A 15112-nucleotide genomic window follows, 5' to 3' on the forward strand; every position below is an offset into this window, starting at 1 on the left:
GGAATCTGGAGTCTACCCCCAGTACGCGACCGGCGCCTCCCGGTCGGTCGGTTTGTTATGCACCCGTTGTAACCGCCTCGCGCCCGAGCCGTCTTGTTTGGGGCGCACGTGGGATGGTCGAGGGCCGCATTAACCCAGATGAGGCGGTGCCGTCCCGGCAATTCGGGGGCATCGCCTCGTCTGGTTTACCGACGGCAGCACTTGGTTGGATGAGTCAAGGGCATCGGTCGGGGAAAAAAAGTGGGTTCAGGCGGCCTGGTGTTTGTCGGTGCCAACTGCGGTCGTGGAGTGCGCCCAGGCGAGTGACTCAGCCTGCGCGCGTCGACGGCTCGCGGCGGTTTGCTTGGGGGGTACCGGAACGTTCATTCGGGAGCCGGGGCAATCCTTGGTTGAGTTGGCCAGCGAGTGATAGGTCGCGAATCGGGTATCCGATGTGATCCACACCATCTGCTCGCATTCTGGGCACTCTGTCTGCAACATTTTCACGATTGTCCGTTCCATCGCCGACTCGGGTAATCGGTTCGATAACTTCAATCTAGTGGGGATAGACAAGTCAATGTCCTCCCCATTCGTGGGGCAGAAAAATACGCGAAACGGTGGTATTTTGTGGCCAGGTCAGCGACCGGCCGCGTATCCCTGCGCCCCGCGTGCATCTGCCGCCGCCTGCAGCAGCCCGCTCCGCGGGTCGCGAGTGACCGCTGAGACGCGACCGATCGCCCAGTCGCCGGCCCGGGTGATCCGGTGGCCGCGCCCTTCCAGTTCGGCGATGACTGTCTCGCCGAGCCGATCCTCGACTACGGCGCCGCCGGGTTCCCAGGTACGCGGCCAGAACGAGCCCGGAAACGAGGTGCTGTGAAAGGCGGGCGCATCGATCGCCTGCTGCGGAGTGTACCCGCCGACGATCGTGCGCAGCAGATACAGCAACTGCCACTGGTCCTGCTGGTCACCGCCGGGGGAGCCAAGCGCCGCCACCGCCTGCCCGTCCTTCAGCACGAGCGTCGGGGTGAGGGTCGTACGTGGGCGCTTACCGCCGGTCAGCGCCGACGGCGCGCCGGGCTCGAGCCAGGTCATCTGCAGGCGTGAACCGAGGCAGAATCCCAACTCGGGAATGGTCGGTGACGACTGCAGCCAGCCACCAGACGGTGTCGCCGAGACCATGTTGCCCCAGCGATCGACGACGTCGATGTGGCAGGTGTCGCCGCGCATTTCACCGGTCGCGAGGGTTTCTGGCTCAGCTTCGGTGCGGGCCGGTGCATCGACCGTTGGTTCGCCGACTGCAGCGGATGCCTGCGCACCCTGCTTCGTCAACGCCGCGGTCGTGTACGCGGTGCGCAGCACCGGGTAATACGGGGTGTAGCCGGGTACGAGGCCAGGGCGAAGCTCGTGCGAGGCGGTCTCCGTGATGAGCGCGCGGCGGGCGGCCGCGTAGACGGGCGACAGGAGGTAATCGAGCGGTACGGTGTCAAGCGGCATTTCGGCGTCGCCATAGTAGGCTTCCCGGTCGGCGATCGCCAACTTCTGGGCCTCCAAGATGGTGTGCGCGCCGAGCGCGGTAGATGGGTCGAGCTCGGCGTCGCTAAACCCCTCCAGAATCATCAGGGTCTGGAGCAACGCCGGTCCTTGCCCCCAGGCGCCGGTTTTAGCGATCGTGTGGCCGCGAAAAACGACCGTTGTGGCTTCTTCGATGCTCGCTTCGAAGCCGGCCAGGTCGGCCAGTGTCATGACACCGGCATGATCGGTGCCGGAGGAATGCCGGTGCGGGGTCTGCCCGAAGTCGACGATGGCCCGGGCCACGAATCCTTCCCGCCACTCCTGCCGGGCCGCGTCGATGCGTTCCTTTCTCGTCGCGACGGCCCTGGTGGCGCTGGCCGCGATCAGCCGGTCGAGACTCCTCGCCCAGGCTTCATTGGTCACCAGGTCACCGGCTGCGGGCAGGGTGCCATTTGGCATCCACTGTGCTGCCGAGGTCGGCCAGTGCTGTGAGAACAGGGCCGCGACCGAGCTGATGGTGGCGACGACCCGGCCCAGAACAGGATGCCCATCTCGGGCGTAGCCGCGGGCGAACGCGAGCACTTCGGGCAGCTCCCAGGTACCGAAGTCGCGCAGCAGCACGAGCCAGGCGTCGACTGCGCCGGGAACGGCTGCGGCGAGCGCCCCCGATCCGGGAACGAGGTCGAGGCCCTCGGACCGGTAGTGTTCGATGGAGGCTGCCTGTGGGGCCGGCCCCTGCCCCATCAGCACGCGCGGAGCATCCGGTTCACTCGCTGTCACGAAGACGCCGGTCATATCGCCGCCGGGTCCGTTTAGGTGCGGTTCGACGATGTGCAAAACGAAGGCACCGGCCACGGCTGCGTCGAAGGCGTTGCCACCCCGTTCGAGCACGGCCTGGGCGCAGGCCGTAGCGAGCCAGTGCGTGGAGGCGGTCATTCCGAAGGTTCCCCGCAGGGTCGGACGGGTGGTGAAGACGTTCGGTGCGGTATAGGTCACCTCCCCACCCTCGCACGAGTGGTGGCACGGTGCGCCCGTGGAGCCCGACCCGGAGTCGTTGCGACGTGATCGGATGCCGAGCGCCGGATGTATTCGATTATCTGCCTCGAATTGGCTCGATTCGTGCGATGATCAGGCCAAGAGTGTGCGCGCCCGTCGTCGCAGGCTGTGATCAGGATCTCTGCCCGGCAGCTGCGCAAACCCGAGACGAGGAAAGACAATAAATGGACTTTGATTGGGAATTCAACGGATTGCCGTTGCACGTGCTGATCGTGCACGCGGTCGTGATCGTGGTGCCGTTGGCCGCGCTGTGCGCGGTGCTCACTGCCTTCTGGCCGACCGTTCGGCGGCGGCTGGGCATCGTGACGCCGCTCATCGCCCTCGCCGCGCTCGTGTTGGTTCCCCTCGCGGTGCAGGCAGGCGAATGGCTGCAGTCCCGCCTCGTCACCATCACACCATTGCTCGGCGCGCACACGTCCCTGGGTGAAACCTTGCTGCCGTGGGTGATCGCTCTGTTCCTCGTGGCTGTGCTGCAATGGGGCTGGTATCGCTACATCAATGGAGACGGCGCCCGCTCCGCGTCCGTTCTGCGCAGCCGTACCGGGCGCCTGATTGCCACCGTCATTATCGATCTCGCGGTTGTGGTGAGCGCGGTCGGAGCAGTGATCACCGTGGCGCTCATTGGAGAATCGGGATCCCGGGCAGTCTGGACCGACCTCTTCACCTCGTAGGGGTGCCGCTCATAAGTGCGGCACCCCTGTCTCGTCTGCTGGTCAGGCGCGACGCCTGGGCGGTTGAGGTTTCTGCACGGCCAGTTCGCCCCCCACTCGTCCGCCGAACGGACGGCCGTGATCGGCGAACTCCTCGCGAAAGTAGCCCATCCGCCACGGTCCCATTTCGAGTCGTGAACCGGTGCGCAGAATCTGCCCGTTGCGGATGCTGCGACCGTCGTCGGACGGTCGAGAGCTACCCGAGACGTCACCGGTGGCAAACAGACGGTATTCGTCGTTGTCATCGTGGCGAATCTCGGCGTGCAAGGGTTTCAGCCCCGGCAGTTGCAGATCGGCCGCAGCCGAGGATCCGATCGTTGTTATGCCCGGCAGTAGATTGAACTCACGGGGCATCTGCCCGTTCCAGTTCTGTGACCCCACGACGAAAATGAGTCGAGGACGCCCGCTTCCGGCCGTGTAGTGAGTCGTCGTCACGCGGCGGCGACTGCGCCGGTCGAAGGTCGGAGCGAGCGGGAATACGGTCGATGGCGGAAGCGGAATCGCCACGGGCATCCGTGACTGTCCTCGCATTCGCGCTTGTACCAGCGGGCCCAAAGCGGCGCGGGACCCGAGGACGATGTTCGGCGACCGCGTCACCAGACGTTGCGTGACGGATGCCCGCACGTCGCCCAGCCGGGCGATCAGCCCGACGGGACCGGTGATGGAAACAGTCAGGCCGCGACTGGCCAACTCGGAGGCGAGCGTGCGCAGCGGTTCCAGATTGAGTGCTCGGCCCTGCACGAACATTTCGGGGTTGCTCGTAAAGACAGTGATTTCAGAACCGTTGGCAGTCACCGTGCCGTGCATGGCATCCTCTGCCCCGAAGGAATCACCGAATTCTGAACCGGTCGAATCCGTATCAGGATTAGCCTTCGAAGCGCCGACTGCCCCGGTGGGCTCCACCAGGGAGAAGCCGAGATCGATGTTCAGCTTGACGCGGGAAGGTGTCCGTTTGGCGGCGGATACTTTCGAATTTCCCGTTGGGGAGCCCGCTGAGGCGTTCACATTAGCTCCGAAAGGGGTCGGAGCCGGCTGTCTTCTCGTCGCTGGTGGTGACGCGCAGGGTGCCGTTGAATTTCCACACTGCTCGCGGGGCATCGGGGCCGATGTCGCGGGGAACCTCGACGACCATATCAACGAAACTGTAGTTGATAGCGGCGCCTTTGCCCGTAAGGTACGACCACATCTCCTGCCCGAGGTCGGTCCAGTCTGTGATGGTGCGCTCCGCGCTGTCAGGGGAGCTTTCGACATTACCCAGGTACGTCTGTCGTTCGGTCACGGTAGGTTCCTTTTCGCTCGCAGGGAAAATGTTGCCGGTTCCGGTAGCTGCGCCGGTCACGAGGACGAACCTCGAGATTACCTACTTTAGCTACCTAGTTGTGCGGCGTAAAGGATTCCACGCAAACGGGAACGGGTATCACTCGGCGTCGAGGTCGGTCTCGAGAATCTTGACGAGGGAGTCGAGAGCCTCGTCGGCGCCGTCGCCCTCTGCCCGCAACACCACGGTGTCGCCGTTGGAGGCGCCTAGGCTCATGATCGAGAGAATGCTCGAGGCATCCATGGCGTCGTCGACCGGTTCGCCGGCCATGGCGATGGTGACCTCGATGGGTAATTCGCCAACGGCGGCGACGAAAATACCAGCCGGGCGGGCGTGCAGGCCGACGCGACTGGCAATGACGGCGGTTCGTTCAGACATGGGATCCTCCTGAGTAGGCGTGTGAAAAGTCAGCGAGATGAAAAGGGTTCGACGGGTTAGAGACCCAGCGTATTAAGAATGGGTAGTTGCTCGCGAACCAAACGACGCGCGTCCGTTGCCGAGTGCGCCGTCAACGCCAGTTTGGCGAGCTGCTGCGCCTCGGGGAGCGTCACACTCGCGAGTACCGCGGCGACGGACGACAGTGCCCGCGCGGTCATCGACAGTGTGGCCACGCCGAGTCCGACGAGTACGACTGCCAGGGCGGGATCGGCTGCGGCCTCGCCGCAGACACCGACCGGTTTGTCGTGCCCCTCGTCGCGCGAGCCGTTCACGGTGAGACGAATCAGGTGCAAAACGGCTGGCTGCCAGGGCGTGTTGAGGGCGGCGAGCGGGCCGAGCTGGCGGTCGGCGGCCATGGCATATTGGGTGAGGTCGTTGGTGCCGAGGCTCACGAAATCGACGTGCTCAAGAATGCTCGCGGCGGTCAGCGCGGCCGAGGGCACTTCGATCATAACGCCGGGTGTCGCGAGGCCGGCGGCTGAGCAGAGTGAGGCGAAGTGCTCGGCTTCCTCCGCGGTGGAGATCATCGGGGCCATCACCCACACGTGCGCTTGGGTACCCTCAGCGGCTTGGGCGATAGCGGTGAGCTGACGCTCGAGCACGCCGGGCGAGGTGAAATCGGTGCGGTAGCCGCGCACGCCGAGGGCCGGGTTGGGCTCGGAGGCATCCGTCAGAAACGGTAGCGGCTTGTCGGCGCCGGCATCAAGGGTGCGCACGACGACCTTCTTACCGGGAAAAGCATCGAACACCCCGCGGTAAGCCTCCACCTGTTCAGCGATGGACGGCTCGGTGTCGCGTTCCAGAAAACAAAACTCAGTGCGCAGCAGGCCAACGCCCTCGGCACCGGCTGCCGCGGCCTTGACCGCATCCTTCGAGCCGCCGACATTGGAGAGCAGGGGAACCAAGTGGCCGTCCTGCAGCCGCCCGGTGCCGTCGAACGCGGCTAGGGCGGCGGAGCTGGTCTCCCAAGCTGTGGCGAGGGCGACCTCGTCGGCTCCGGGGTCGACCAGAATGGTGCCCGCAGCCCCGTCGACGAAGATGCGGGTGCCATTTGCGAGGGCGGTGACCCCGACAGCGGCGACCACCGCGGGCAGCCCGAGCGCGCGGGCGATGATAGCCGTATGGGACTGCGGTCCGCCGCTCGAGGTGACGAGCGCGATCACCTTCGCCGGGTCGAGGGTGGCGGTGTCGGCCGGTGCGAGGTCCTCGGCTATCAGAATGAACGGCGTGTCAGAATAGGGAATGCCAGGGGCCGGAACGCCGCGCAGCTCGGCGACGATGCGCCCGCGCACGTCGAGAACGTCGGTCGCCCGCTCGGCCATGTAGCCCCCGAGGTTGTGCAGCATCTCGGCCACCGACGCCGCTGCGTCCCAAATGGCCCGCTCCGGCGAGGCACCGTTGATAATGAGCTTGATGGCGGCCTTGACCAGCATCGGGTCATTCGCCATCAGAGCCGTCGCCTCCAGCACCTCCCGGCCGGCACCGAAGGCGCCGACCGAGCGGGCGGTGAGGTTGGTCTGCACGGCCTTGGCGGCGGTACGCAGAGCGGTGGATGCTTCCTCCGGCGACGTTCCCTCGGTCAGACTCTCACCCACGGCGGGTTCGCGCACGGCCTGGGGCATCAACAAAATGGAGCCGATGATGCGTCCGGGGCTGACTCCGACTCCAGCGAAGGTGCGGCCGATTTCGGACTGGTCTGTACTGGCACTGCCTGGAAGCGTCTGCACGATCGTCCTCATTCCTGTTCTCCCCAGCGGGCGGCTGGCGTTACTGTACTGCGTGTCGTTCCGCGCGCGTATCTGATGCTTGTCGGGTTACGCGTCCACGAGAACGGCTTCCGGGGCGTCGACCGTGCGCTTCCGCACCGCGTAACGCTTGAGTCCGACGACGGCAAACGCCGATACAACAGTACCTATTGCAACGGCGAGCAGGAACAGCAGGAAGTTGTCAATGGCGAAGAACACGAATACTCCACCGTGCGGCGCCTTGCTCGTGATGTTCCAGGCCATCGACAGGCCACCGGTGACGGCGGCGCCGAGCATGGCAGCCGGAATCACCCGGAACACGTCGGCGGCGGCGAACGGAATAGCACCTTCGGAGATGAACGAGGCACCGAGCAGCCAAGCCGCCTTGCCGTTCTCGCGCTCAGTCACGCTGAACAGCTTCTTGTCGAGAACGGTGGCGAGGGCCATCGCGAGCGGCGGCACCATGCCGGCGGCCATGACTGCGGCCATGATCTGCCACGGCGCCTGGTTGGCGAGGGTTGCCGCACCGAGGCCGGCGACGGCGAAGGCATAGGCGACCTTGTTGACCGGGCCGCCAAGGTCGAAGGCCATCATGAGGCCCAGGATGACACCGAGAATCACAGCGGATGCTCCGGTCATGCCGTTCAACCAGTCGCCCAGTCCCACGGTGAGCAGCGCGATGGGCCCGCCGAGAACGATGAACATCAAACCGGAGGCGACGATCGACGCGATCAGGGGAATGATTACGACGGGCATCAGGCTGCGCAGCCAGCGCGGAACGTTGAGCTTGGCGAAGCTCGCGGCCACGACACCGGCGAGCAGGCCACCGACGATACCGCCGAGGAATCCAGCACCCATGAAACCGGCGACGGAGCCGGCGACGAAGCCCGGTGCGATACCGGGACGGTCGGCGATGGCGAAGGAGATGTAGCCGGCCAGCGCAGGAACCAGGAAGCCCATCGACAGGGCACCGATCTTGAAGAAGACCGCCCCGAGATAGACACCCAACCCGCCGAGAACGTTCGCCCCACCGTCCGGCAGATTGAAGAGGCTGTTGTTCAGCACCACCTCGTCGGCTACATCCGTGATCGCGTAGCCGCCGAGCAAAAAGCCGAGGGCGATGAGCAGGCCTCCGCCGGCGACGAAGGGAATCATGTAGCTGACACCGGTGAGTAGCGCGCGCTTGAGCTTCTGGCCCAGGTGCTCGCTCTTCTCCGTCGCGTCATTCTGGTCAACGGTTCCGCTGACCCGACGGGCATTCGGGTTGAGGGCAGCCGCGAGGGCCTCCTCGATCAACCGGCCGGGTTCGTCGATGCCGCGCTTGACCGGGGCGTTGATGACGGGCTTGCCAGCGAAGCGTTCCCGGCCGCGCACGTCGACGTCGACGGCGAAGATGACGGCGTCGGCCGCAGCGATGACCGCGGGGTCGAGCGGGGTGAGGCCGGCTGACCCCTGGGTTTCCACCTGGAGGTCGACTCCAACCGCTTGAGCCGCGGCAACCAGGGAGTCGGCAGCCATGTAGGTGTGCGCGATGCCGGTCGGGCAGGCGGTGACGGCGACGATTCGCTTCGTACCGGTCCGTGCTGGACCGGTACGGGTATTCGCACTGTCACGGGCAGCGTGGGCGCCGGCTGCTACGGCCACCGGGGCGACGACGTTGTTGACGAGTTCGACGATCTGCTGCGTGTTCGATGCATCGCGCAGCGCAGCGGTGAAGTCCTTCTTCATGAGCGACCGGGCGAGCTTGGCCAAAATCTGCAGGTGCTCCTGGTCGGCGCCGCCGGGTGCGGCAATGAGAAAGACGAGGTCGGCCGGGCCGTCTTTCGAGCCGAAATCGACCGGGGTCGACAGGCGCGCGAGCGCGAGCGTGGGTTCCAGCACGGCGGTGGAGCGGCAGTGCGGAATAGCGAGCCCCCCCGGGATGCCGGTGGCCGTCTTCGCCTCGCGGGCGAGGGCATCCGCGTACAGAGCCTCGATTTCCGTGGCCCGACCCGACGCGACGACGAGCTCGGCCAGGTGCCGAATGACGTCCTTCGGCTCGGTACCGAGATAGGTGTCCAGAGCGACAAGCTCCGGGGTAATCAGTGCACTCACTGGTCATCCTCCTTTGGATGTGTGGCCAGTACCAGCCGGGGGGCCGGTGCTGGGGCAAGGTCCGTCACGGTGACGGCGCTGGGGTTGGTTTGGTGCAGGGCAGGAACAGTGGAACCGGGTAGGGAGGCTGCGGCGGCGCCGTGGGCGGTGGCTTGGCGCAGGCAGGCACGGGCGCTCGCGCCGAGATTGCTCTGCAGCAGGTAGCCGGCCAGGGCGGAGTCGCCGGCGCCGACGGTGCTGACGGCACGCATCGGGGGAGTGGTAGCGAGCCAGCTGCCCTCGGCGGTGACGAGTACGGCACCCTTCGCTCCGAGCGTCGCGAGCACGGCACCGACACCGCCCGCGATGAGAACGCGAGCCGCGTCGACCACTCGCGCGGGGTTCGCCTCGAGCGTGTCGCCGTCGAACAGTCCGCTGAGCTCGGCGAGTTCCTCAGCGTTGGGCTTGAGCAGATCGGGGTGAGCCAGCGCGGCTGCGGCGAGCGGGCCGCCCGAGGAATCCACGGCGACCTTCGGTGCGTCACTGCCGAGCCGAGCGCGCAGCTCACGAATGATCTGGGCGTAGAAATCGTCGGGCACACCGGGCGGAACCGACCCGGCCAGTACGAGCCAGCTCGCGCCGACCGCCTGCTCCAGCACCAGGTCGATGAGTGCACGCTGCTGGTCCGGACTCAGCCTCGGGCCGGGTTCATTGACTTTGGTCGTCGTGCCGTCGGGTTCGGTGATCGCGACGTTGCTGCGGAGCGGCTGGCCGATCGGCAGGCCGAGGTGCGGTACCCCGTGGCTGGTCAGGGCGATCAGCACCCGGTCGTCGGGGTCGCCCGGCAGAATGGCGAGGCTTCTGATGCCACTCGCTTCGAGGGCGCGGCAGATGTTGACGCCTTTGCCGCCGGGTTCGCCGTGGGCGGCGACCGCCCGTTGCACCTGGCCGCGCGCGAGCTGTCCAGCCAGTTCGATGGTGCGGTCGAGGCTCGGGTTGGGGGTCAGGGTGACGATCATGCGATCACCACGTCGACGTCGGCTGCGGCGAGTGCGGCGGCAAGATCAGCGGATGGCGCAGCATCCGTTATCAGGGTATCGATCGCTGCGAGCGCGGCAAAGCAGACCAGCGTCTCTTGGTCGAGTTTGCTGGAGTCGGCGAGCACGACGACGCGGCGGGCCGACCGCACGATGGCCGATTTGACGGCCGCTTCGACCGAGTCCGGGGTGCTCAGACCGAAGGTCGCGCTGATGCCGTTGGTGCCGATGAAGGCGATATCGGGACGGAGCGCCCCGAGCTGCGCCACGGTGCCGGCACCGACGATGGCACGGGTCAATCCGCGAACGAGGCCACCGAGTATGTGCAGTTGGATCGCTTCGTTGCGGGAGAGTTTGCCGGCGATCGGCACCGCATTCGTGACCACGAGCAGCTGATCACCGGCAACCGCGGGCGTGAAGCCGCCTAGACGGTCAGCGAGGCGCTCGGTGGTGCTGCCGGCGTCGAGCAGGATCGACCCGGTGCGGCTGGTGGGGATCATGCGCATTGCGGTGTCGGCAATGCGCGACTTCTCGTCGAGGCGCTGCGTCTGGCGTTCATCGAGGCTCGGCTCCGACAGGCTCAGGCGGTCGATGGCTACGGCGCCGCCGTGCACGCGACGTAATTGGCGGGCGGCCTCAAGGGTGTCGAGGTCGCGCCGCACGGTTTCGGCGGTGATGGCGAAACGCGCTGCGAGGTCGGTCACGGTGACTCGACCCTCGGTTGCCACGAGAGCGGCGATTAAGAGTTGACGTTCTTCGGCGAACACGAAAGCCTCCTCGACGATGAGTGACGAAGTCACGAATTTGGTTTCACTGACTTTACCTGTGTTTATTTCTGTTTGTCAAAAAAAAGAAGAAAAACAAAGAATTGCCTGGGGGCCGCAGGGTCGACTCGGCGCGAGCAGCGCCCAGTGGATTCCGACGGTCGGCGCTGTCAGTGGGCCCCGGTAGCGTAAAGAACATGAAGATCCTGCACACGTCGGACTGGCACATCGGGCGCACCTTCCATACCCATTCCACGCTCGAGCACCTGGGACTCGTGCTGGATGCCCTCGTTGCGGTGGTGGCGGAACGCGCTGTCGACGTAGTGGCGGTGGCGGGGGATGTGTTCGATTCCGCGATGCCCTCCAAAGAGAGCTATACACTGCTGACCGACACGTTGCGGCGGTTGAAGGAGGCCGGGGCGTCCGTTGTGATGACGAGCGGCAATCATGATTCGGCGACTCGGCTCGGCTTCCAGTCGGAGTGGGCGGCACTGGCCGGCATTCACGTTCTGACCCGGCCCGATCAATATGCCTCACCCATCTCCATCACCGACGAGCATGGCCCAGTGCATTTTTATGGCATCCCGTATCTCGAGCCCGCACTCATTCGCCACCTACACCCGGGTGTATCGCTGAAAACGCACGAACAGGTTCTCGATTTCGCCATGACGCGGATTCGCGATGATCTGGCACTGCGCCGCCTCAGTGAGTGCGGCGGCCGCAGCGTCGTTCTCTCGCACTGCTTTGCGGCCGGCGTGGCACCGGCCACCGAGTCGAGCGATGTGGAGCGCGACATCACCGCCGGCGGACTCGACGTCGTACCGCTTCGGGTTTTCGACGGCTGCGACTACGTCGCCCTCGGCCACATCCACGGGCGGGCCACTCTGACCGAGCGGGTGCGCTACTCCGGGGCGCCGCTGCACTACTCTTTCGCCGAAGCCGGCAAGGCGCGCGGCGCCTGGCTGGTCGAACTCGATGCCGGTGGTCTCGGCCCGATCGAGTGGGTCGACCTGCCCGTTCCGCGCCGACTCGTCGTACTTACCGGTGAACTCGCTGATCTGCTCGCTGACGAGGCGTACGCCGACAACGAAGGCGATTGGGTGAAAGCCATCCTCACCGACCAAGTACGCCCGCTTGACGCGATGCGGGCGCTGCAAACCCGATTTGTCCACGCGGTGACGCTTGAGCACCGCCCCACGATCATGGTCGAACCGGATGGCTCGACCTACGCCGAGCGTATTCGCGCGGCCACGGGTGATCCCGAGATCGTGGCGGGCTTCCTGTCGTTCGTGCGCAATGGGGTTGGGCCCAGCGAGTTTGAAAGGGCGTTGATCGCAGAACTGCTGAACGAACAGAATGCGAAGGCGGTGAACGCATGAAGATCAAGCGACTGCGTCTGGCCGGATTCGGACCATTCAAGAACGAACAGGTTGTCGATTTTGAACGCTTTGATGCCGACGGTATCTTCCTCATCACCGGTAAAACCGGCGCAGGCAAGTCCAGCATTCTCGACGCCATCAGCTTTGCCCTCTACGACTATGTGCCGCGATTCTCCGATGTCGCGCCGCGTCTGCGCAGCGATTACTGCGAGCCCGATGATCCCACCTTCGTCGAACTCGACTTCAGCCTGCACGGGCGCGATTACCGTCTCCTGCGCAGCCCGGCTTACGAGCGAGCCAAGATGAACGGTACCGGGACCACCACGGCAGCGCCCACCGCGCTGCTGCAGGTTCTGCACGGCACCGAATGGCGGGGCCTTGCGGCGAAACCAAAAGCCGTCGGCCTTGAACTGAGCGCGATCCTGCCCTTGAAGGCCGACCAATTCCTCCAGGTGATCCTGCTCGCCCAAAACCGGTTCCAATATTTTCTGCTGGCCAAAACCGATGAACGGCGTGCCGTGCTGCGCAGCCTGTTCGGAACAACCCGGTTCGAACGACTGGAAACCGCGCTTGTGCTGCGCCGCAAGTCACTCGACGACCGGCTCGCCGACGTACAGCGTGCTGTGGCGGAACAGACCACCGCTGCCCTGCATCAGCTTCGACTTGTCGAAGCACCAGTGGCGCCCGACCTCGGCTGGTTCCGTGACGCTCTGGCCGGCCTGAATAGCGCAGTAGACGTCGCCTCGGCGGAGGCGACCCGTGCGGCTGCTCGGCTGTCCGCTGTAAGCGAGGAACATAAAGCGGCAACGGAGATCCAGCGACGTCAGGCTCGGCGCGTTCTGGCCGACACCGCTCTTGCCACCCTCGACCGCCGCCACGCCGCGGTCGAGGGACAACGCGGTACGCTGCTGCGCGCGGCCCGTGCGGCACGGGTCTGGCCGCATATTCGGAGCAGCCGGGCCGCGACTCATGAATGGCAGAGAGCCCTGGCCGATGAAACCACGGCCCGGACCGCTTGGTTGCCGTTTGGCGGCAGCGGTGCCAGTGACAGTGACAGTGACAGTGACAGTGACAGTGACAGTGGTGCGAGTGACAGTGGTGCGAGTGACAGTGGTGCCAGTGACAGCGCTGGCGATTCGCAGCGGGCGCTTCGTCCGATCATGGATGCCCTCGTAGGACGGCTCGGAGCGCTGGCAGAGGTGCTCGCGGAAGAAAAACAGCTCCCAGCCCTGAACCGTGAGATTACAGCCTTGTTTGACTCGCTCACCGGCCACACCGATGGCCTGACGCGTGCCCAGCAGCGAATCGATGAGCTGCCCCAGCAGATTGATTTCGTTGGCGAGCAACTCACGACGGCAACCCTCGCCGCAGCCGGGGCGACAGACGCCGCTCTGGCCTTGCGCCGGGCTGAAATCGGGTTCGTGGCCGCCGAGGACGTGGTGGCTTTGCTGGGGGAGTTGGCCACGGCAGGCACACAACTGTTGGAGCGCAGTCGTGACAACGCGGCAGCGGCCGTCGACTACGAGGCGCTCGTGTCCCGCCGGTTCGCCGGGCAGGCGTCTGAACTAGCCAGCCGTTTGGTCGAAGGTGATCCCTGCGCGGTCTGCGGGGCCATCGAACACCCTGCTCCGGCAGCAACGAAGGGCGAGCTGGTCACCGCAGCCGACCTCACCACGGCCCGTCTGCAGATGCAGGGCCGCCAGCAGGAGTTGACCGATGCCCAGGAGACCTCGACGTCGCTGACGAATCGTCTCGGGCAGGCGCAGGCGCTGGCCGGGCAGCGAAGCGTCGGTGAACTGCGAGCCGAGTGCGTTGCTGCCCGTGCCCGGTTGGCCACCGCGCGCACGGCTACCGACCTGATCGGCGGGCTTCGGCACGAACAAGCCGACCTTCGGCAGTCCCAGACCACCGCCTCGGCCGCGCTGGTGAGCCTCCGTGCGGCACGCGATGTGGCGGCCGACACCCACAGTGAGCGATCTGGGCAGCGCGACCTGCTCACGGCCCGCGTGGGCGCGCAGCGTGGTGCAAGCGATACCGTAACCGATCAGGTACGCGCACTGCAGCACGAGCTGGACTGCGCGCGCACACTAAGCGACGCCCTCATCCTCAGTCGGCAACGCGCCGATGCCCGTGATGCGTCCACTCTCGACCTCGCGAATCAGCTGGCGGAGGAAGACTTCGACGATGAGGAGACGGCGTCCGCGGCGCGGCTTGACGAGGGCCAGGCCATCGAGCTGGCGAACGTCGTGCGGTCCTATGACGACCAACGTGCAGCAGCCCTGGCGGCTGTGGCCGATCCTGAGCTGGTCGATCTTCCCTCAGATCCGATCGATCTCCAGCCGTCGCTGCGAGCCTTCGAATCCGCGAGCAACGCGCGCGATGACGCTGTGAGCTCGCACAGCTCACTCGCCGAACGGGCCGGCCAGCTGCAAGCGCTCGTGCAGGGAGTCACGACACGCTTTGCCGCATCCGCTGACCTGATAGACCAGCACTCTCAGGTGCGTGCGCTAGCCGATGTCATGCAGGGCGACGAACCGAACACGAAACGGATGCGTCTGGAGACCTATGTTTTAGCCGCCCAGCTGGAAGACATCGTCGTGGCGGCGAACGTGCGCCTGCGCACGATGACAAGCGGACGCTACACCCTTGAACACGATGACTCACGCGTGAAGGGTGGCGCTCGGTCCGGTCTGGGGCTGGCGATCCGAGATGAGTTCACCGGTCGCGCCCGGCCAACGCATTCGCTGTCCGGCGGTGAGACATTCCTTGCCTCGCTCGCGCTCGCGCTCGGACTAGCCGAGGTGGTCACCGGGCAAGCGGGTGGTATCACCCTCGATACCCTGTTCGTCGATGAGGGCTTCGGCTCGCTCGACAGCGAGACTCTCGAGACTGCCATGAGCACCCTTGACACCCTGCGCGCCGGCGGACGCACTATCGGCCTGATCAGCCACGTTGATTCAATGAAAGAGCAGATTCCAGCGACGCTGCGCATCTCGGTCACCAATCAGGGATACAGCCGAATCGAGGCCGACACCCCGATCGAATGACTTTTCACAGGCCGTACTCTGGCTGTCCCCGGGCCGTGTGGGGCAGCCGAGCTG

At 65.6% G+C, this 15112-nt stretch carries 12 protein-coding genes; 3 read left to right on the top strand and 9 right to left on the bottom strand.

The window, feature by feature from the left end; translation table 11 throughout:
• Positions 1-246 precede the first annotated feature (246 nt).
• Together CXY74_RS04640 and CXY74_RS04645 are read right to left on the bottom strand one after the other, a co-directional pair.
• Positions 247-447 (bottom strand): hypothetical protein, encoded by a 201-nt coding sequence (locus tag CXY74_RS04640; RefSeq protein WP_104199347.1) that lies wholly within the window; start codon positions 445-447, stop codon positions 247-249.
• 168 nt (positions 448-615) lie between these two features.
• Positions 616-2487: a gamma-glutamyltransferase family protein gene (locus tag CXY74_RS04645; RefSeq protein WP_104199348.1), complete on the bottom strand. Its 1872-nt coding sequence runs from the start codon at positions 2485-2487 to the stop codon at positions 616-618.
• 224 nt (positions 2488-2711) lie between these two features.
• Between CXY74_RS04645 and CXY74_RS04650 the strand changes: the two genes are divergently transcribed.
• Positions 2712-3218: a hypothetical protein gene (locus CXY74_RS04650; protein WP_104199349.1), complete on the top strand. Its 507-nt coding sequence runs from the start codon at positions 2712-2714 to the stop codon at positions 3216-3218.
• A 42-nt stretch (positions 3219-3260) separates the two neighbouring features.
• Here CXY74_RS04650 and CXY74_RS04655 read toward each other — a convergent pair whose 3' ends face one another.
• The 7 genes from CXY74_RS04655 to CXY74_RS04685 all read right to left on the bottom strand — a co-directional run bounded on the left by CXY74_RS04655 (position 3261) and on the right by CXY74_RS04685 (position 10635).
• Complete coding sequence (locus CXY74_RS04655; protein WP_233193217.1) at positions 3261-4262, bottom strand: FHA domain-containing protein; 1002 nt, start codon at positions 4260-4262, stop codon at positions 3261-3263.
• Position 4263: 1 nt separating this feature from the next.
• Entirely contained in the window at positions 4264-4536 is a 273-nt protein-coding gene (locus CXY74_RS04660) for a hypothetical protein (RefSeq protein ID WP_370446122.1), read from the bottom strand.
• Positions 4537-4674: 138 nt separating this feature from the next.
• Positions 4675-4953 carry an HPr family phosphocarrier protein gene (locus tag CXY74_RS04665; protein ID WP_104196661.1) on the bottom strand — a complete coding sequence of 93 codons (279 nt, stop codon included), beginning with the start codon at positions 4951-4953 and terminating at the stop codon, positions 4675-4677.
• A gap of 56 nt (positions 4954-5009) precedes the next feature.
• On the bottom strand, positions 5010-6752 hold the full coding sequence (gene ptsP, locus CXY74_RS04670; protein ID WP_104199350.1) for a phosphoenolpyruvate--protein phosphotransferase: 1743 nt from the start codon (positions 6750-6752) through the stop codon (positions 5010-5012).
• Positions 6753-6827: 75 nt separating this feature from the next.
• The gene (locus CXY74_RS04675; protein WP_104199351.1) at positions 6828-8852 is read right to left on the bottom strand and encodes a fructose-specific PTS transporter subunit EIIC; all 2025 of its coding nucleotides are present in this window, start codon (positions 8850-8852) and stop codon (positions 6828-6830) included.
• Entirely contained in the window at positions 8849-9850 is a 1002-nt protein-coding gene (locus tag CXY74_RS04680; RefSeq protein ID WP_104199352.1) for a 1-phosphofructokinase family hexose kinase, read from the bottom strand. Before CXY74_RS04680 ends, CXY74_RS04675 begins: the two co-directional genes overlap by 4 nt.
• Positions 9847-10635, bottom strand: coding sequence for a DeoR/GlpR family DNA-binding transcription regulator (locus CXY74_RS04685; RefSeq protein WP_104199422.1), 789 nt, complete (start codon positions 10633-10635; stop codon positions 9847-9849). The genes CXY74_RS04680 and CXY74_RS04685 overlap by 4 nt, the downstream gene beginning before the upstream one ends.
• A 194-nt stretch (positions 10636-10829) precedes the next feature.
• Between CXY74_RS04685 and CXY74_RS04690 the strand changes: the two genes are divergently transcribed.
• Both CXY74_RS04690 and CXY74_RS04695 read left to right on the top strand, forming a co-directional pair.
• Positions 10830-12011 (top strand): exonuclease SbcCD subunit D C-terminal domain-containing protein, encoded by a 1182-nt coding sequence (locus tag CXY74_RS04690; RefSeq protein WP_104199423.1) that lies wholly within the window; start codon positions 10830-10832, stop codon positions 12009-12011.
• A complete protein-coding gene (locus CXY74_RS04695; protein WP_104199353.1) occupies positions 12008-15058 on the top strand; it encodes an AAA family ATPase in 3051 nt (1016 codons plus the stop codon). Before CXY74_RS04690 ends, CXY74_RS04695 begins: the two co-directional genes overlap by 4 nt.
• Positions 15059-15112: the final 54 nt, after the last annotated feature.

The sequence above is a fragment of the Cryobacterium sp. Y29 genome, assembly GCF_002929825.1.
Classification (GTDB): domain Bacteria; phylum Actinomycetota; class Actinomycetes; order Actinomycetales; family Microbacteriaceae; genus Cryobacterium.